General features: G+C 70.6%; 13 protein-coding genes and 1 pseudogene. 6 read left to right on the forward strand and 8 right to left on the reverse strand.

Annotated features, from left to right (window positions below; all coding sequences use genetic code 11):
- The first annotated feature begins 153 nt into the window (after window positions 1-153).
- Window positions 154-1,995: an MFS transporter gene (locus tag ACI2L1_RS23390; RefSeq protein ID WP_404741284.1), complete on the forward strand. Its 1,842-nt coding sequence runs from the start codon at window positions 154-156 to the stop codon at window positions 1,993-1,995.
- 83 nt (window positions 1,996-2,078) lie between these two features.
- On the opposite strand, the gene ACI2L1_RS23395 is transcribed toward ACI2L1_RS23390, so the two are convergent.
- Entirely contained in the window at window positions 2,079-2,918 is an 840-nt protein-coding gene (locus tag ACI2L1_RS23395) for a hypothetical protein (protein WP_404741285.1), read from the reverse strand.
- A 180-nt stretch (window positions 2,919-3,098) separates the two neighbouring features.
- Between ACI2L1_RS23395 and ACI2L1_RS23400 the strand changes: the two genes are divergently transcribed.
- From ACI2L1_RS23400 to ACI2L1_RS23410, 3 genes are all read left to right on the forward strand, one after another.
- Window positions 3,099-4,748, forward strand: a complete 1,650-nt coding sequence (locus ACI2L1_RS23400; RefSeq protein ID WP_404741286.1) for a recombinase family protein — start codon at window positions 3,099-3,101, stop codon at window positions 4,746-4,748.
- Window positions 4,749-4,838: 90 nt separating this feature from the next.
- A complete protein-coding gene (locus ACI2L1_RS23405; protein WP_404741287.1) occupies window positions 4,839-5,627 on the forward strand; it encodes an SDR family oxidoreductase in 789 nt (262 codons plus the stop codon).
- Window positions 5,628-5,752: 125 nt separating this feature from the next.
- The gene (locus ACI2L1_RS23410; RefSeq protein ID WP_404741288.1) at window positions 5,753-7,333 is read left to right on the forward strand and encodes a sodium:solute symporter family protein; all 1,581 of its coding nucleotides are present in this window, start codon (window positions 5,753-5,755) and stop codon (window positions 7,331-7,333) included.
- A gap of 22 nt (window positions 7,334-7,355) precedes the next feature.
- On the opposite strand, the gene ACI2L1_RS23415 is transcribed toward ACI2L1_RS23410, so the two are convergent.
- Window positions 7,356-8,474, reverse strand: a complete 1,119-nt coding sequence (locus ACI2L1_RS23415) for an ADP-ribosylglycohydrolase family protein (protein ID WP_404741289.1) — start codon at window positions 8,472-8,474, stop codon at window positions 7,356-7,358.
- 136 nt (window positions 8,475-8,610) lie between these two features.
- Complete coding sequence (locus ACI2L1_RS23420) at window positions 8,611-11,964, reverse strand: tetratricopeptide repeat protein (RefSeq protein ID WP_404741290.1); 3,354 nt, start codon at window positions 11,962-11,964, stop codon at window positions 8,611-8,613.
- An 88-nt stretch (window positions 11,965-12,052) separates the two neighbouring features.
- Between ACI2L1_RS23420 and ACI2L1_RS23425 the strand changes: the two genes are divergently transcribed.
- A complete protein-coding gene (locus ACI2L1_RS23425) occupies window positions 12,053-12,559 on the forward strand; it encodes a DUF2165 domain-containing protein (protein ID WP_404741291.1) in 507 nt (168 codons plus the stop codon).
- On the opposite strand, the gene ACI2L1_RS23430 is transcribed toward ACI2L1_RS23425, so the two are convergent.
- The 4 genes from ACI2L1_RS23430 to ACI2L1_RS23445 all read right to left on the reverse strand — a co-directional run bounded on the left by ACI2L1_RS23430 (window position 12,552) and on the right by ACI2L1_RS23445 (window position 17,612).
- Complete coding sequence (locus ACI2L1_RS23430) at window positions 12,552-13,112, reverse strand: hypothetical protein (protein ID WP_404741292.1); 561 nt, start codon at window positions 13,110-13,112, stop codon at window positions 12,552-12,554. The two genes, ACI2L1_RS23425 and ACI2L1_RS23430, sit on opposite strands and share 8 nt — an antisense overlap.
- 90 nt (window positions 13,113-13,202) lie before the next feature.
- Window positions 13,203-15,815, reverse strand: a complete 2,613-nt coding sequence (locus ACI2L1_RS23435; protein ID WP_404741293.1) for a bifunctional FO biosynthesis protein CofGH — start codon at window positions 15,813-15,815, stop codon at window positions 13,203-13,205.
- 69 nt (window positions 15,816-15,884) lie between these two features.
- The gene (locus ACI2L1_RS23440; protein WP_404741294.1) at window positions 15,885-16,727 is read right to left on the reverse strand and encodes an LLM class F420-dependent oxidoreductase; all 843 of its coding nucleotides are present in this window, start codon (window positions 16,725-16,727) and stop codon (window positions 15,885-15,887) included.
- 78 nt (window positions 16,728-16,805) lie between these two features.
- The gene (locus ACI2L1_RS23445; protein WP_404741295.1) at window positions 16,806-17,612 is read right to left on the reverse strand and encodes a hypothetical protein; all 807 of its coding nucleotides are present in this window, start codon (window positions 17,610-17,612) and stop codon (window positions 16,806-16,808) included.
- Between ACI2L1_RS23445 and ACI2L1_RS23450 the strand changes: the two are divergent.
- Window positions 17,568-17,879 (forward strand): annotated as a pseudogene (locus ACI2L1_RS23450) (phosphoesterase); the annotation flags it as partial. The gene ACI2L1_RS23445 and the pseudogene ACI2L1_RS23450 sit on opposite strands and share 45 nt — an antisense overlap.
- Window positions 17,880-17,897: 18 nt before the next feature.
- Here ACI2L1_RS23450 and ACI2L1_RS23455 read toward each other — a convergent pair.
- On the reverse strand, window positions 17,898-18,716 hold the full coding sequence (locus ACI2L1_RS23455; protein ID WP_404741296.1) for an endonuclease/exonuclease/phosphatase family protein: 819 nt from the start codon (window positions 18,714-18,716) through the stop codon (window positions 17,898-17,900).
- Window positions 18,717-18,784 lie beyond the last annotated feature (68 nt).

The following is an 18,784-nucleotide window of genomic DNA, read 5'->3' on the forward strand; positions in this document are numbered from 1 at the left end:
GACGACCCGGGACAGACGCCCCGAACGGCCCGTCGGCCGGACCCCGCCGGGGTTCCGGCCGGCGGGCCGCGTGCTAGCGTCACGAACCGGGGCAGGTTGCCGCTGGGATGCGGCCGGGAAATGAAGACGGGACACCACGGGGAGTGCCTTCAGGTGGCCACTGCGGAGCCGACACGCGCCGACGACACCGACCCGGGCCCGGGTACCGGCCCGCGAATACAGGTGCCCGCGGAACCTGACGGCACCGAGAAGAGATCCCTCAGGAGCCGCGCCGGGACCGCCCTCCTCGCCCTGCGCGAGCGCATGCTGCGCCATCCCGTCCTCTCCGTCACCGCCCTGTCCGGCATCCTCCACATCGTCTGGTTCTTCACGTTCGCGAACAGTGGCGGCGACCTCGCCGCGCAGGACGCGTGGGCCGAGTTCGTCGGCCGGCACCCGGACTCCGCGTACAACCTGGCCTGGTACGGCGGAATGCACCCGGTGTCGTACAGCATCGTCTCGCCGTATCTGATGTCGGTCCTCGGCGTCCGTACGACGATGATGTTGGCCGGAACCGTCTCGGCGGGCCTGCTGACGCTGATCCTCATCCGCAGCCGGTCGGTGAAGAACCCGCTGTGGGCCTCGCTGGCGGGGGTGTACGCCTTCCTGTGCAACGCGGCCTCGGGCCGGGTGACCTTCGGGCTCGGCACGGTGTTCGCGCTGGGCGCGGTCGCCGTCGTCTTCTGCTGGCCGCACCGCTTGCGCCACAAACGCTGGGCGAAGGCCGCCAGCGCGGCGCCGCTCGCCGCCCTCGCGACCATGGCCTCCCCGGTCGCCGGCCTGTTCGTGGGCCTGGTGGCGGTGGCGCTCTTCCTCCAGAAACGGCGTCCGGGCGCCTGGGCACTCGGCCTCGCGCCCACGGCCGTGGTCGCCCTCTCCGCCTGGCTCTTCCCGTTCTCCGGCACCCAGCCGATGAAGATCGCCTCGGTGCTGCTGCCGCTGGCGTACGGCCTGCTCGTCCTCTTCCTCGTCCCGCGCGAGTGGACGACGGTCCGGATCACCGCGGGGGTGTACAGCCTGTCGGTCGTCCTGGTCTGGCTGGTGAGCTCGCAGATCGGCTCCAACATCTCGCGGCTGCCGATGCTGTTCGCGGGGGTGGCCCTGGCGGCCGCGCTGCCGTTCACGGTGCCGCGCTCCCGCAAGTGGTACGCCGTCGTCGTCTCCTTCGTCGGCTTCACCACCTGGATCGGCTTCAAGTCGGTCGACGACGTCGTCCACACGACCCCCACGGCGTCCTGGGCGCGCGAGCTGGCCCCCCTCGTCAACGAGCTCCAGGAGGTCGGCGCCGAGAAGGGCCGCGTCGAGGTCGTACCGGCCGCCTCCCACCGCGAGGCGTCCGCGCTCGCGCCGTACGTCAACCTCGCCCGGGGGTGGAACCGGCAGGCCGACATGGAGCGCAACCCGCTCTTCTACGACGACACCCTCAACTCCGCGAACTACCACGAGTGGCTTCAGCGCTGGGCCGTGCACTTCGTCGTCGTACCGAAGGACGAGCCCGACGGGGACGGGGGCGAGCGGGAGCGGGAACTCGTCCAGCGCGGGATGCCGTATCTGAAGCAGATCTGGGGCGACGCGAACTGGCAGCTGTTCCGGGTGACCGACCCGGCCCCGCTGGCCTCCCCCAACACGGTCGTCGACCGGGCCGCGCAGGGCGAGATGACCATGCGGGTGAAGAAGGCCGGGCGGATCCTCATCCGCATCCCGTACTCCCCGTGGCTGTCCATCGTCGACGCGGACGGCAAGAAGCTGAAGGCTCCGCAGGAGACGGAGGCGTCGAAGGAGCGGGATGCCACGCCGAAGGAGTACGACAACGTCAACGGGTGTCTGATGGAGACGCCGGAGGACGCGGACGGTGACAAGTGGACGATGCTGCTCGCGCCTCGGGCGGGGACGTATCGGCTGGCCGCGCCTTACACCGTGTCGCGTGGGACGCCTTGTCCGGATGAGTTGAAGTAGTCGGGCGGGTGCGGGTCGGTGGGGCTTGGCGCGCCCGCGCGGCGGAGCCGCACGTTGATACAGCCCCGCGCCCCTGGAAGCGGTCAGCGCAGCTGGTCTACGTATTTGTCCGTGCCCGGGATTGTCGGGACGAAGGGCGCCCGCAGTTCCACCCTGCCCATCGGCGGGTCCTCCAGGTCCGTGAAGTGCTGCTCCCAGCACTCCCTCGGGTCCGTCTCCAGGAACCAGAGCAATGTCAGGCGGGTGTCGACGCCCTCGACCTGCTTCACGTACGTCATGCGGTCGCCTGGGAGAGGGGTTGGGCGGAAGGCCGTCACCATGGCCGCCGGTGAGCCCGCCAGCCGCTTCGGCAGATGGCGTCCGACCAGCCACTCCAGCAACTCCCCCCGCCGCTCCGGGGATTCGGCGTCGATCACCTCCAACACCAAGCCCTGGTACGGGTGGTCCAGGGCATGGAAGTCCCTCGGGCCCGCCGCACCGTCGCGGTAGACCGTGGACTCGTGGTCCTGGAACGCGGTGAAGACGTGGGTGCGCTGCTGGAAGACCCGCCCGTCACGGTTGAGCCGCTTGTTGATCCCGACGGTCCACTTCATGTGCTCTTCGTAACGACCGGAGGTCAGCCAGTAGACCGTGATGTAGCAGCCGTCCGTAACCGGCTGGGCAACGGCGGAATCACTCGGGTACCGCAGGAGCTGGAGGTCGCGCGTGGCCACCCAGCGGCGCCCCGCGTATATCCAGGGCATGGCCATCGCTCCCGCTATGAAGTGATCGTCTTCGTACCATCTGTGGTAAGCGCGCTCGTAGCCCCGATGAGGTTCGACCATCGTGATCAGCGCATGCCCGACCTCCACTCCGTAGGGCCCGACCGAGGCAAGTTTGCCGTACAGGTCCAGATGGGCCGTTTCGCGTCCGACATCGCTCATCCGCGCTCCCCGCGTCTCTCGAAGGCTTCTCCGCAATGATTCTGACGATACGTCAGATATCGAACGACGGGAATGCGCGTGCGACCGGTCGCCCGAGCAAGTGATCTGCACTCAATGCACCGAAACACGCCCTGGAAATGGCTACGTTCAGGGGTGCATCAGACCGCTCCGGGAGGACACATGAGCACGCGCGGCACCACGCCATCGGAAGCGGTCGATGTCGCCTCATGGGACGGGGTGACCATCCCCGAGCGCGTACGCAACCGGACTTCGGTCGCCATCGCGGTCGGTGGGTCGCTGAGCACCTACGTTCCGCGGCGGCCCGGCTGCTACCTGCGCACTTCTCGTGACCGCCAGGGCGACGAGAGGAGCATCGGCCTTCAGCTCGACGATGCCGAGGCGAAACGCACCGCCCTAGGCTGGGCACCGTTCACCGAGATGTATCGGGAGAACGACACCAGCGCCTTCAAAAAGAAGCGCACAGTCCGGGCAGACGGCTCAGCCGACTGGGTCGTCGTCCGCCCGGAGTTCAGACGCCTGCTCGGCGACCTCCTGTCGGGGCGGATCGACGGGATCGTCTTCTACGACACCGATCGGCTGGCCCGCCAGCCAAGGGACCTCGAAGACCTGATCGACGTCATCGAGTACGCGAAGCGCCCCGCTGTAGGAGTCACGGGCAACCTGAATCTCATCTCCGACGCAGACAGGCACATGGCGCGAATGCTGTGCGTCATGGCGCTCAAGTCATCACAGGACACCTCGCGGCGCGTCACGCGAAATCATCTCGCGGACGCCACGGCAGGCGTACTCACCGGCAGGACACCCTACGCATGGAATCCGGACGGCACCCTCCGGCCCGACCGCGCACGCGTCGCCCGGCGGATCTACGAGCGGTTCTCGGAGGGCTCCTCCATCACGGGGATCGCCCGTGAACTCAACCGCGACGGGATTCCCTCACCGCGCGGCGGAAAATGGGCTCAACCAACGGTGAAGGCCATCCTGACCAACCCCCGCTATTGCGGGTTCGTCTCGTACGAAGGGAAGCACCGCACCGAGAACCACCGTCAGCGGGACGGCTGGGGGCGGGTGCTCATCGGGCCGGAAGGCCTGCCCATGGTGGGCAGGTGGGATCCGGTCATCCCCCGGAAGGTGTGGGCGGACACGCAGCTCGAACTGGACCGACGGAGGGCGCTCTTCGCGGAGAAGGGAATCCTCCGCAATCACGAAGGTGCCAACCAGCGCAGGTACCTGTTCACGGGATACCTGCGATGCGGGGTCTGCAAGGCTCCCATGAGCGCCAAACGGGTCGCGCAGCGCGGGCACGTCATCTACTACTGCCCGGGACGCGCCCGCAACGCCTGCGGCAAGGTCAGCCGCCGCGCGGAGCCAGTGGATCAGCATCTGGAGAAGCTAATCACCGAGTGGATGCACGGGCGCACGGAACCCAACTTCGGGGACGACGCCGCAGCCGCGGAAGACGCGCAGGACGCACAGGCCCGAATGGCGGCGATCAGTACCCGCAAGCGCACGCTCATCACCGCGTGGGCCGCAGGGGAAGAGTCCGTGTCCGACCTGCGTCCGGATGACTACTACCAGACCATCTCCGCCATGAACGCCGAACTCGATCGACTGGAACAAAGGGCCGCCGCGCACGCTGCGGCCACCCAGGCGACTCAGCAGCGCGACTATGCGACCGAGTGGAGAGACGGTGGCTTCGAGCAGCGTCGCGCACTGGTCGGCGAGATCTTCACAGCCATTCATGTCATGCCGTCCGGCAAGGGACGGGCTCCGTTCGACCCAGCTCACATCTGTCCCGTCTACGTGAACTGACTCATGCGCGCCAGCCGCTGGCCTTCCGTCTCGGACGCCCATACTCTGACGCCCCGTCAGATGATGCGCCAGAGCAGGGAGGCCGCGGGTATGTCACTTCTCTCCGGGAGGACCGTCGTCGTGTCGGGAGTCGGCGCCGGGCTCGGGCATCAGGTCGCCGCCGCCGTCGTGCGGGAGGGCGGGAACGCCGTTCTGGGGGCGCGGACCGAGGCCAACCTCGCCAAGAGTGCCGCCGAGATCGATCCGGACGGGGCGCACTCGGCGTACCGGGCGACGGACATCACCGACGAGCAACAGTGCGCGGGGCTCGCGGAGTTGGCGGTGGAGCGGTTCGGGCGGCTGGACGCGGTGGTGCAGGTGGCCGCGTGGGACAGCTACTTCGGCGGTCTTGAGGACGCGGACTTCGCGACCTGGCAGTCGGTCGTCGACGTGAACCTGCTGGGGTCGTTGCGGATGACCCGGGCCTGTCTGCCGGGGCTGAAGGCGGCGGGTGGCGGTTCGGTGGTGTTCGTCGGGACGCAGTCGGCCGTCGCCGCGCCCTCGCAGGTGCGGCAGGCCGCGTACGCCGCGTCCAAGGGGGCGCTGACCAGCGCGATGTATTCACTGGCGCGGGAGCTCGGGCCGTACCGGATCCGGGTCAACACCGTGCTGCCGGGCTGGATGTGGGGGCCGCCTGTGCGGGCGTACGTGCAGTTCACGGCGCATACGGAGGGGGTGCCGGAGGGCGAGGTGCTGAAGCGGCTCACCGGGCGGATGGCGCTGCCCGACCTCGCGACCGACGGGGACGTGGCGGATGCGACCGTGTTCCTGGCCTCGGACCGGGCACGGGCGATCACCGGACAGTCGTTGCTGGTCAACGCCGGGGAGCTGATGCGGTGAGTTCAGGTAGGTGAACTCAGGCCATCATCGCGAATATTTTTACCTCCCTTTGACGCAACGTCAGCTTGTCGTGTCCACGTCGTGGCGCCCACGATGAGCGCTGGCTGATCCCTGGGAGGGCGCATATGAACGGTCTCGACTGGGCCGTGCTCATCGGCTACTTCGGTGTGATGGTCGCGATCGGGGTGTGGTCGCACAAGCGCGTGGACGACGTCAGCGACTTCTTCACCGCCGGCGGCAAGATGCCGTGGTGGCTCTCGGGCATCTCGCACCACATGTCGGGCTACAGCGCGGTGATGTTCACCGGATACGCGGGCATCGCCTACACCTACGGCGTGACGTCCTTCGTGACGTGGTCCTTCCCCATCGCCCTCGGCGTCGCCATCGGCTCGAAGCTGTTCGCGCCGCGCATCAACCGGCTGCGCTCACGGCTCCATGTGGCCTCCCCGCTGGAGTATCTGAAGAACCGCTACGACCTCAGGACCCAGCAGGCGCTGGCCTGGTCGGGCATGCTGCTGAAGATCGTGGACGTGGGCGCCAAGTGGGCGGCGATCGCCACCCTGTTGTCGGTGTTCACGGGCATCTCCCTCAACCAGGGCATCCTCATCACCGGCGGCATCACGGCGATCTACTGCACGATCGGCGGTCTGTGGGCCGACGCCCTTACCGAGTTGGGCCAGTTCGTCATCCAACTCCTCGCGGGCATCGCGATGTTCGTCGCCGTCGTCCTCAAGCTCAACGACAAGGGCATCGGCTTCTTCGGCGCCTGGGACGAGCCGGAGCTGCAGGGCCACGGAGAGCCACTGGTCGGGCCGTACGGAACGGTCTTCCTGCTCGCCTTCCTCTTCATCAAGCTCTTCGAGTACAACGGCGGCATGCTCAACCAGGCCCAGCGCTACATGGCCACGGCCAACGCGCACCAGGCCGAGCGCTCGGCACGGCTCTCGGCGATCCTGTGGCTGGTGTGGCCGGTCGTCCTCTTCTTCCCCATGTGGATGTCACCGCTGCTGGTCCAGTCGCAGAAGACCGACGGCTCCGACTCCTACGGCCTGATGACCGAACAGCTCCTGCCGCACGGCCTGTTGGGCCTGGTGATCGTCGGCTTCTTCTCGCACACGATGGCCATGTGCTCCTCCGACGCCAACGCGATCGCGGCCGTCTTCACCCGGGACTGCGCACCGGTGGTGTGGCGCAGGGCGCGCAGTTGGAGCCAGGGGCAGGGGCTGCGGGTGGCCCGTATCACCACGGTCGTCTTCCTCGGTCTGTCGATGGCGGCGGCGACCCAGGTCAACTCCCCCACGTTCAAGGACATCATCACGGTGGTCATCAGGTGGGTCGCCGGCCTGATGGGCCCCATGGCCATCCCGATGATGCTCGGCCTGCTCCGCCCCTTCCGCCGCTCCGGCCCCACGGCCGCGCTCACCAGCTGGTCGATGGGCCTGCTCGCCTTCTGGCTGGTCAACTACCCGATCAGCTGGAACGTCGAGGGCGGCGTCCCGCTCCAGTACCAGGTGTCGATCCCGCTCGCCGTCTCCCTGGTCCTCTACATCCTCGTCGGCTTCATCAAGCCCGAGGACACCCCGGAACGGCTCGCCATCATCGAGAAGATCAACACGGACGGGGACGGCGACGGGGCGGCGGCCGCGGCGATCCCGGCTCCGGCGGGCGGTGCGGACGACGTGATCGGTACGAAAGTGAAGGACTAGCCCGTTTCTCCAAGCACCGGCCCTACCCCCTCGGATAGCGGGCCAGCCACCCCGGGGACGCCCCCGCTGGGCCGTGCAGCGCCGGGCCCTGGGTCATCTCCATCGCGAAGTCGTCGGCCAGCTCCAGCAGGGTGGGACGGCCCTCCAGTTCGGCCAGCCAGGCCGGCGGAAGGGCCGTCTCGCCGTGCAGGGCGCCGAGCAGGCCGCCGGTGAGGGCGCCGGCCGCGGCGGAGGGGCCGTCGTGGTTGACCGCGAGGCACAGACCGTGCCGTACGTCCTCCCCGACCAGCGCGCAGTACACGGCCGCGGACAGCAGCCCGTCCGCCGAGCCGTCGGCGGCGAGTTCCTCCACCCGCGCCGGGGTGGGCATCCCCTGCCGCACCGCACCCAGCGCGTGCTGGAGCGCGTCCGACACCGGCTCGTGCCCGGGCCGCGCGGCGATCAGCGCGAGCGCCCGCTGCACCGCGCCGTCCAGGCCGTCGCCGAGGGCCAGCGCGTGCACGATCACGGCGTAGGCGCCCGCCGACAGATAGGCGACGGGGTGACCGTGGGTCTGCGCGGCACACTCCACGGCCAGCTGTACGACGAGCTGCGGCTCCCATCCGACGAGCAGCCCGAAGGCCGCGGACCGGGCGGTGGCCTCGGGGCCCAGCTCGTTCGGATTCTTGGGCGACTCCAGTGTGCCCATGGTCTCGTCGCCGAACCCGATGAGCAGGGACCGGGTGGGATCGCGGCGGGCGTACAGCCACTCCTCCCGGGCCAGCCAGCCGTCGTCCTTGCGCCGCTCGTCGGGCCCCCAGTCGCGCTGGGTGGCGGCCCACCGCAGATACGCCCGGTGCAGATCGGTGGGCGGATGCCAGGCGCCGGTGTCCCGGCGCACCTGGGCCCGTATGAGCCCGTCCACGGTGAAGAGGCTGAGCTGGGTGAGATGAGTGACGGCACCGCGTCTGCCGTACCCGAATCCGAGGTCCACGAGCCCCTCGGCGCCGTACGTCTCCCTGATCTCGTCCAGTCCGAGCCCGTCGATCGGCGCACCCAGCGCGTCGCCCACGGCGACCCCGAGGAGCGTCCCGCGCACCCGGCTGCGAAAGTCCTGCTGCTCGGCACGCCCCCAGACGACGGCCCCGGCTGTCGCACCCACCAAGACCTCCCGTGGCGACCGTCCGTATGTACGACATCCAGCACTGTAATCGACGGGGGGTGCGGGGTTCAGGGGGCGTGTGGGTATGCGCCGCTTTCACCGAAAGGCGAAGGGGTTGGCGTCATTCCGCCGGCGGTCAGTGGCCGGACCTCGTATGGCCGGCCTGAAGCGCGTCCCGGGCCTCGGTCGCCGCTGTCAGGCATGCGGTGGTGTGGGAGGACCGGGCCGTCGCAGGGGCGGTGAGGAGTTCGGCGAGGACGCCGGTCAAGGAGGCCAGGTCGTCCCATTCCGGGTGGAGAGCGAGGAGCTCGGACAGGCCCCGGTCCGCCGCCCTCCCGTCGGACAGCGCGCAGCCCAGGAAGCAGTGGGCCTGGGCTCGCATCGCGGGTGACATGTCGGGGTCCTGCTCGACCAGTCGGGACAGATCGCGCCAGAGGGGCTCGGCGGCCTCCGGGCCCTCGGCGCAGTGGACAGTCATGGCCAGTTGGAAGGTGCCCAGGAGCGGTTCCCTCTCGGGCAGGCGCTCGGCGAGAGCGCGGGCCCGCGCCCACCGGCCGTGGTGGCGGTGGAGTTCCACACGCATGTCGTCCAGGTCCGCGTCAGGGGCCGCTGTCAGCCGCCCCTCCGCCTCCTCCCACCGCCCGCACCACAGCAGCAGTTCGATCGCGGCGCGCCGCTCCCACTGCATCTCCGGATCGAGCGACACGCAGCGGTCCAGGTCGGACAGGGCCTGCTCGGTGCGGCCGATCGCCAGACACACCCGGCCCCGCCGACCGTAGGCCCAGGCGTACTCCGGGTCGGATGTCAGGGCACGGTCCAGGTGGTGGAGGGCCTCCTCGTAGGCCTTGCGGACGTGGTGGATCGCACCCAGGACCGCCAGTGCGGTCGCGTGGGTCGGGTCCTGTGCCAGGACGGCGTGGAGGAGGGGCGACGCCTCGTCGTACCGGCCCTCGAACCAGTACGCCGAACCCAGCTCGGCCTGGATCCAGTAGGTCTCCGGTTCCGCTTCGACAGCCCGCCGCAGATCCTCGAACACGCCGTCCTGGTCGGCCAGCCCGCGCTTCACCCTGGATCTCATCACCAGCGCCCAGCCGTAGTCGGGGACCAGCGCCACGGCCCGGTCGAAGTCGGCCAACGCCTCTTCATTGCGGCCGAGTTCACACAGCGCCTGCCCCCGGCTCGCCAACGCCGACGCGTAGCCCGGCTCCAGCTCGACCGCGCGCGCCAACTCCGCCACGGCCTCCTCGTACCGACCCTCGGTCCGGTACACGTCCCCGCGTTCCGAGGCGATCCAGGCCCGGTCGGGCGCGAGCGCGGCCGCCCGGTCCAGGTCGGCGAACGCCTTGTCCAGGTGGCCGCGCGCGCGGTGCAGCCGGGCCCTGCGCACCAGCGCCCAGAGGTACTCCGGATCGATGCTCAACGCGCGGTTGAAGTCGGCGAGGGACTCGTCGAGCCGGCCGAGACCGTGCCGGCACACCGCCCGCCCGGCCAGGGCGACATCGTCGGTGGGGTCGAGGGCGACCGCACGGGTGTAGTCGGCCTCCGCTTCCTCGAAACGCGACGCCAGACGGTGGGTCGCGGCCCGCTCGGCGACGATCCACCCCGCGTCGGGGGCGAGTTCGACGGCGCGGTCGAGAGCGGTCAGGGCCGCCGGGTAGTCGTCGAGCAGCTGGTGGGTGAGGCCCCGGCCGTAGTGGGCCAGGGGCTGTCCCGGATCCAGCTCGACCGCACGGTCGTACTCCTCCAGGGCCTGTCCGTACTCCTGGTGTCTGCGCAGTTCCCTGCCGCGCAGCGCGTGCGCCTCCGCCCGGCCGGACGGGTCGAGGCCGGGGCGGGTCAGCAGCAGGTCCGTCGCCGTGGTCACCCCGCTCTCCTCGTCCGCGAGTGCCGCGCCCAACGACCTTCCCCACTCGCGCAGTACGGCGTTGTCCGCCGCGTCCCCGGCCTCCTCCAGCATCCGCGCCCAGCGCCGGGCGACGACCTCGTCCTCGCGGCAGGCCACGACGAAGCCGCGCAGCGCCTGGGCGAGCGCGGCGGGCGGGCGCGCGCACAGCAGGTGGTAGACCTCCTCCAGGCGCAGCTCCCACCACTCCTCGTCCGCCCACAACTCCTCGGCGCGGCGGCCGAACTCGGCGTCCTCGCGCCACTCGGCGTACGCCTCGGCGAGCCGCCGGTGCCGGGTCGTCCAGTCGGTGCGGGACCGGCGCCGCTCCAGCCGCAGCATCTGCGCGCGTACGACGTCGTGGTACTGGAGCCGCTCCCCGCGCTGACCGACGAACGGCAGCGCCGTCAACCACTCGTACAGCGCGTCCAGTTCGCCCCCGGACCCGGACCCGGACTCGGACTCGGCGGCGGCGGCGATCAGGACCCGGAAGACGTCCGCGTCCAGTCGCCTCGGCAGCGCGCAGGCCCTGGCGACCTTCCGGCGCGCCTCCGGTTCCGGCTTCAGGAACCGTTCCACCGCGGTCGTACTCGGGTCGGTCACGTTGTCCGGGCCGTCGGGCCGCTTGGCCGCGAGGGTCGACACCAGGACCGGGAGGCCGCCCGTCAGGCGCAGCACCTCCTCGACGACCGGCTCGGCCACGATGCCCCGCGTGGCGAGCAGGCGGCGCGCCTCGGCCTCGGTGAACGGGGCGAGCGGCACCTCCGCCACCACGTCCAGGCCGCTCCAGCGGGAGGCGTCCAGGGGTCGCTGCCCCGCGGTGACCACGACGACGGCGGCGGGCAGCCGGCCGTGCTCCCGTGGCTTGGTGAGGACGTCGTACAGCCACGGGTCGAGGAAGGGGCCGGTCCGCTCGTATGTGTCGAAGAAGAGGACGATCCACGGTACGGCGGAGGCGGCGGCCCGCAGTTCGCCGAGCAGCACCGGGGTGAGGACCCGCTCCGGGGTGAGCACCAGGTCGACGTCGTCGGGGTTGCGGAAGCGGGCGCCGAGGCCGGCCCGCAGCCGGTCGGCCCCCTGGGCCAGCCGATCGGCGGGAAGGGCGCGGGTGACGAGACTGGCGCCGGGAAGGGCGGTCTCCAGGGCGCCGAGGCCGAGGTCCACCGCCATCCTGCTTCCGGCCGAAGCCGACGCCGAGGCCGTGTCGGCCGAGGGATCCGGCGCGAGCGCGGCGAGGGCGGCGGCCTCCGCCTCGCGCCGCCGATCCCGCCAGGTCGCGAGGCGCCGTTCCAGATCCTTCAACCGCCGTCCCTGGTCGGCGAATTCACGGCACAGCGTCTCCATCGCCTCCGGCACACTGCCGACCCCGTCGTCCACATAGGCCGTCAGGGCCCCGCGTTCGCGGGCGAGCTGGGCCAACTCCTCGACCAGGGAGGTCTTTCCGATGCCCGCGCTGCCGTGCACATGGAAACGGAACCGGTGCCGGGCGTCGCCGGGTGGGATGTCGAAGTTGCCCAGGAACGCGGCCCGTTCGGCCTCGCGGCCCACGAAACCGGCCCGTGTGCGCAGCAGGATCAGCTCCTGCTGCGACGGCTCCGCCTGCGCCATGCGTCCGTCCCCTCGTCACGGCCCGTCCACCCCCATTCTGACGCAATCGATCTGGATCACACCGCCCCGCACGGGGAAGATGGCCCCCATGGCATCCACACCCCCACGCACCACACGAAGCGCACTCCACCTCTCCGCCACCCTTCTCACCGCGAGCGTCGCGCTGTACATAGCGCTCGTCGCGTTCGGGAACATCACGGACTTCGGGACGAACCAGGCGTTCGTACAGCATGTTCTCGCGATGGATACGACGTTCAAGGACGACGATCTGATGTGGAGAGCCGTCACCAGCAAGGGACTTCAGAACACGGCGTATGTCGCGATCATCGTCTGGGAGACGCTCGCGGCGCTCGTGCTCATCTACGGCACGTGGCTGTGGGCGCGCCGGGACGACCAGGCCGCACGGCGGTTCTCCACCTACGGCCTGCTCATGCTGATGCTGCTCTTCGGCGCCGGGTTCATCGCGATCGGCGGGGAGTGGTTCTCCATGTGGCAGTCGGACACCTGGAACGGGCTGGACGCGGCGCTGCGGGTGTTCCTGCTGAGCGGGGTCGTGCTGCTGGTGGTCAACCTGCCGGAGCGTGCCGCTAGTTGACGACGACGACCTTCGTCCCCGTCTCGCCGAACGTCCACAGTGCCGAGCCGTCCGCCGTCCTCATGCGGATGCCGCCGGTCTGGGCGCCGTCGGCGGGCGGGGGTGAGGAGCCGTCCACTGCGTTGGAGAAGGCGACGTTCACGCCGCCCACGGCCGTGAAGTACACGATGTGCTCGATCCGCACGCCGTCGGATCCGGTCGTCGGGTCTTCCCGGCGCAGGGAGACGGAGTAGTTGCCCGGGGCCGGGTCCACCGTCCCGGGCCAGACGGCGAAGGTGCGCCGGGCTGCCTCGCTCGCGTCGACCAGCCACACCCGCTTCTCGCCGAGCGAGTAGACGATCCGGCGGCCGGTACCGGAGCTGTCCGGGAGCGCGGTCGCGGACGGTTCGGGCTGCGCGGACGCGCTCGGGGACGCCGACACGCTCGGCCGGGCGCTGGCGGCCACGCTCGGCTTCGTTCCCTTGTCGGCCTGTACGGCCAGGGCGACGACAGCGGCGATCGCCCCCACGGTCAGACCCGTCACCCAGACCTTCGGGGCTGGCACGGCACGCATCTCCTCGGCTAAGGATCCCCGTCGAACGGGGGTCGGATCATCGTACCGGCCCCCGCCGAGAGGCCCTTCCTCTCAGACTCTCGGAGCACCTCAGTCCAGCACCGGCAGCAGCTCCGGCAGGTGCCCGTCGGAGACCTGTGCCGCCCTCTGCCGTTCCTGCGGCACCTCCCCGTACAGGGTCGTGCGGGGACGCGCGGGACGGCCCGCCGCCTCCGCCACCGTGATCAGGTCCTTCACCGACTTGTACGAGCCGTACGACGAACCCGCCATCCGCGAGATCGTCTCCTCCATGAGGGTGCCGCCCAGGTCGTTCGCCCCCGAGCGGAGCATCTCCGCCGCGCCCTCGGTGCCCAGCTTCACCCAGCTGGTCTGGATGTTCGGCACCCAGGGGTGCAGGAGCAGTCGCGCCATCGCCGTCACCGCCCTGTTGTCCCGCATCGACGGGCCCGGGCGGGCGATGCCGGCCAGGTACACCGGGGCGTTGGTGTGGATGAAGGGGAGGGTCACGAACTCCGTGAAGCCACCGGTGCGTTGCTGGATGCCGGCCAGGGTGCGCAGGTGGCCCAGCCAGTGCCGCGGCTGGTCCACATGGCCGTACATCATCGTCGAGGAGGACCGGATGCCGACCTCGTGCGCGGCCTCGATCACCTCGATCCAGGTCGCCGTCGGCAGCTTGCCCTTGGTCAGCACCCAGCGGACCTCGTCGTCGAGGATCTCGGCGGCCGTGCCGGGTACGGAGTCAAGTCCGGCCTCCTTGGCGGCGATCAGCCACTCTCGGATCGACATGCCGGTCCGGGTCGCGCCGTTGACGACCTCCATCGGCGAGAAGGCGTGCACATGCATGCCGGGAACGCGGGACTTGACCGCCTTCGCGATGTCGAAGTACGCCGTCCCCGGCAGGTCCGGATGGATGCCGCCCTGCATGCAGACCTCCACCGCGCCCACCTCCCAGGCCTGTTGGGCCCGGTCGGCCACCTGGTCCAGGGACAGGGTGTAGGCGTCCGCGTCCGTCCTGCGCTGCGCGAACGCGCAGAAACGGCAGCCCGTGTAGCAGACGTTGGTGAAGTTGATGTTGCGGGTCACGATGTACGTCACGTCGTCGCCGACCACCGACTTGCGGACGTCGTCGGCCACCCGGCACAGGGCGTCCAGGGCGGGCCCGTCCGCGTGCAGCAGCGCGAGGGCCTCCTCGTCGGTCAGCTTCGTGGGGTCGTCGGCGGCGGTGCGCAGCGCCTCCCGTACGTCCGTGTCGATGCGCTCCGGCACCATCCCGGGCGCGGCCGCCTCGCGCAGGGCGCCCCAGTCGCCGTACACCTCGTCGAAGTCGTCACGGCGGTCGGACGTACGGCCCTCGGTGTCGATGGAGGCGTGCAGATCCGTACGCCCGGACGCCACGAAGACCTCCTCCGGCTCCTGCCACGGAAGCCCCCGCGGCTGAGCGTCGGGACGCGCCAGTCCCGTCTCCTGGTCCGCGAGCGCCGCCACGTGCGGCCGTAGCCGGGGATCCAGCCAGGGCTCGCCGCGACGCACGAACTCGGGGTACACGCACAGCCGTTCCCGCAGTTCGAACCCGGCGGCACGCGAGCGCTCGGTGAGCTCCTCGATCTGCGGCCAGGGGCGCTCGGGGTTGACGTGGTCGATGGTGAGGGGGCTGACCCCGCCCCAGTCGTCGATCCCCGCCCCGATCAGCCGCTCGTACTCGTTGTCGACGAGGTTCGGCGGGGCCTGGATGTTGGCGGCCGGGCCCATGATGAGGCGGGCCACCGCGACCGCGGCGACCAGTTCGTCGAGCTCCGCGTCCGGCATGCCGCGCATCGCGGTGTCCGGCTTGGCGCGGAAGTTCTGGATGATCAGTTCCTGGACGCCGTGGTACGCGCGGGAGACCCGGCGGAGGGCGAAGAGGGAGTCCGCGCGCTCCTCGTACGTCTCGCCGATCCCTATGAGAATCCCCGAGGTGAAGGGGACGGAGGAGCGGCCCGCGTCCTCCAGGACCCGCAGCCGTACGGCGGGTTCCTTGTCCGGGGAGCCGTGGTGCGGGCCGCCGGGCTCGGACCAGAGCCTCGTGGCCGTCGTCTCCAGCATCATGCCCATGCTCGGCGCGACCGGCTTCAGGCGCTGGAAGTCGGTCCAGGACAGCACGCCCGGGTTGAGGTGAGGGAGGAGGCCCGTCTCCTCCAGGATGCGGATGGAGATGGCACGGACGTAGGCGATGGTGTCGTCGTAGCCGTGCGCGTCCAGCCACTCCCTGGCCTCCGGCCAGCGGTCCTCGGGCTTGTCGCCGAGGGTGATCAGGGCTTCCTTGCAGCCCAGCGCGGCACCCTTGCGGGCCACGTCGAGGACCTCGTCCGGGGACATGAACATGCCGTGCCCGGCCCGGCGGAGCTTGCCGGGCACGGTCACGAAGGTGCAGTAGTGGCACTTGTCCCGGCAGAGCCGGGTGAGGGGGATGAAGACGCTCTTCGAGTACGTGATGACACCGGGGCGGCCCGCCTGTTCGAGGCCCGCGTCCCTGACGCGGGCCGCGGAGGCGGCGAGGTCGTCCAGGGCCGCACCGCGGGCCTGGAGCAGCACCGCGGCCTCGGAGACATCGAGGGCAACGCCGTCCCTGGCGCGTTTGAGAGCGCGACGCATGGAGTTCTCGGTGGGGCCGGTACCGCCGGGGCGGTCGGTGGGGCCGGTTCCGGAGGTCGCGGAAGTCGTCATCCTTCGAGCATACGAGCGGGCCGATCAAGCCGGACAAGCACTGCTGGGTCCGCTGTGGACGGTACGGCGTTACACACTGTCACCATCACCCTGGATATAACGGGCATACTCATCAAGCACCTTGAGCGTCTCCCCCTCCCCCGCCGCAGGCAACTGCAGCACGACCTCCTCGATGCCGAGCTCGGCGTAGTGGGCGAGCTTTCCGGGGGTGGGCAGGACGGCGTAGGGCACCACCTGCAGCGCGGCCGGGTCGCGGCCGGCGTCGGACCAGGCGGCGCGCAGTACGGGCAGGGACTCGGTGAGGCCGCGTCCGCCGATGGGCAGCCAGCCGTCGGCATACTCGCAGATGTGGGAGAACAGCTTGGGCCCGGCGGCGCCGCCGACGAGAACCCGTTTCCTTATGGGCTTGGGGAAGGCATGGCTGGCCCGCACGCTCCCGAACTCGCCCTCGTGGGCTGTGGGTTCGTCCGCCCAGAGCGCCTGCATGAGTGCCATCCGGTCGCGGACCAGCTCCCTGCGGGTACGCCACTCGACCCCGTGGTCGGCGGCCTCCTCCACGTTCCAGCCGAACCCGAGCCCGAGCGTGAACCGGCCGCCGCTGAGGTGGTCGAGGGTCGCGATCTGCTTGGCCAGGTCGATCGGGTCGTGCTGGGCGACCAGGGTGATGCCGGTGCCGAGCCCGAGCCGCTCGGTGACGGCGGCGGCCTGGCCGAGCGCGACGAAGGGGTCGAGGGTACGGCCGTACTCGCGCGGCAGCTCGCCACCCGCCGGATACGGGGTGACTCGCTCGACGGGGATGTGGGTGTGCTCGGGCAGATACAGCCCGGCGAAGCCCCGCGCCTCCAGCTCACGGGCGAGCCGGGTCGGGGTGATGGTCTCGTCGGTGAGGAAGATCGTCACGGAGATGCGCATGGATGCATCTCTACCGGCCGAGGCGTCACATGTCCATACCGACTGGTCGGCATTGGACTGCGTCGGAACGCGCCGTCGTCAGAACGCACCCCCGCTGTCCACCCAGCTCTCCACCCGGTGGTCCGCCTCGGTCAGCGGGGGACGGTAGGCCCAGGCCCGGTCCAGCTCCGCGCGCTGTACGGCGTCGAGGTCGCGCTCGGCCGGGTGCGGGAGCAGCGCACGGCAGTACGGAGCGAACCGGTCGCGGCGGAACGGCCACACCCACGCCACCGCCCAGCCCAGGATCAGCGTGAACGCCGTCCACATCCACAGGAGTATCAGGACCGCCATCACGAAGCCGCCGCCCCCATAGCTGAACACGTGCCCCCTGTTGAGCAGTTCGAAGGCGGACCAGCCGCTGAACAGCACGGCGGGCACCAGGGAGAAGTGCAGGAGCCGGTCCGTCCTACGGCTGGACCAGCGCGGCCACCTGGCGTCCTCGGCGCGCAGAAAGGCGTCCCGGCGCCCGCGGTGCTCGCCGTCCGCGACCAGCTCCTTCAGGGACCAGGGACCGTCATGACCGCTCAGGGCGGCCAACACCGCGGCCGGGAGCGGATGTTCCGGTGTCTCCGGGCCGGGATCGGCGCCCCGCTCGGTGACTTCCACCCGACCGTCGTCGGTGACCCGGACGAGACCGGCCGCCAGCAACACGGCACCCGCGGCCCGGTCGGCATCCGCGTTGACACCGGCTGTGGCGACCGCGTGGTACGGGTCGATCCGCGCCGGATCCAGCCGCGCCACGGCCCTCCGGTCGGCCCGGTCACGAACCCACCACAGCACGCCGAGCACCACCCACGCCCCGCCGGCGAGCGCCGACGCCACGCCGTACATCTCCAGTTGGCTCACGGGCGGAAGTTGCCCGTAACGGCCCGAATTCATGTACGACGTCGCCTGGAAGCCACGGGCGTGCCCCGCTGCACGGTCCGCTTCATCACCGACCAGGGCGTACTGCTCACGACGGCCCCACTGCCGCTGTCGGGCACCGGCACGGTCGAGTGGCGCACGACTCCGGCCCACACGAGGTACGTACGCGCGGAACTGCGTCATGAGACGGCAGCGGGTCCCCTGCCGGGAGCGGTGGCGGCGCTCACCAACCCGATCTTCCTGGGGCAGTGGCCGCCTGCGTCCACATCACTCCGACCCGTCCGCCAACTCCGCCACCACCGCCGCGTGATCCGACGGCCACACCCCGTCCACCGGCCCGTCCCCCGCCCGCCGTACGCCCAGGACGTGGCCCAGCCCCGTCGCCCCCGGGGGGCCCACGTGGATGTAGTCGATGCGGACCGGTGGGGACACGCGGACGTAGGGGTTGGCGGGGTCCCAGGTCGCGGAGGGGGCCGTCGGGTCCGCGTACTCCCAGGCGTCCAGGAAGAGTTGGCCGGGAGCGGCCGGTGCCGTCTTGTAGCCTCCGAAGAGGCGGATCTCGTCGGAGTCGGGCCAGGCGTTGAAGTCGCCGGTGATCACGGGCGGGAAGTCGGTGCCGGAGCGGTGCGCGGCCACGAACTCGGCAAGGGCGGCGACCTGTTGGCAGCGGATCGCCGACGCGTCCGGCGCCGAGGCGAGGTGGGTGGTGAAGAAGGGGATCTCGTACGACGGTCCCGCGAGCCGGGTGTGGAAGGCTAGGCGGCCGTCGTCCAGGTCGGCGGGCGCGGGGAGTCGTAGCACCGCCTGGTCGACCACCGGCCAGCGGCTCAGCACCGCGTTGCCGACCTCCACGCCGGGGTCACCAATCCGTCGCTGCCAGCGCTCCGAGGCGGGCGACGCGGCCCATGCCCAGTGCAGGCCCAGTTCGCCGGCAAGCCACTCGGCAAGGTTCTCGGTGCCCGCCGACCACACCTCCTGGAGGCCGACCACATCGGCCCGCAGCTCCCGCAGCACCGCAAGGATCGCCTTCTGGCGTTCCTCCCACGGGCCGAAACGCCACCACAGGTTCCAGGTCACCACGCGCATCGCCGACACCCTTCGTCCGCCCGGCCGCACCCTGAGATCATCGAGGCCGCCGGTCAGGATACGGAAGA

The organism is Streptomyces sp. NPDC019531 (assembly GCF_044903305.1).
Lineage (GTDB): Bacteria > Actinomycetota > Actinomycetes > Streptomycetales > Streptomycetaceae > Streptomyces.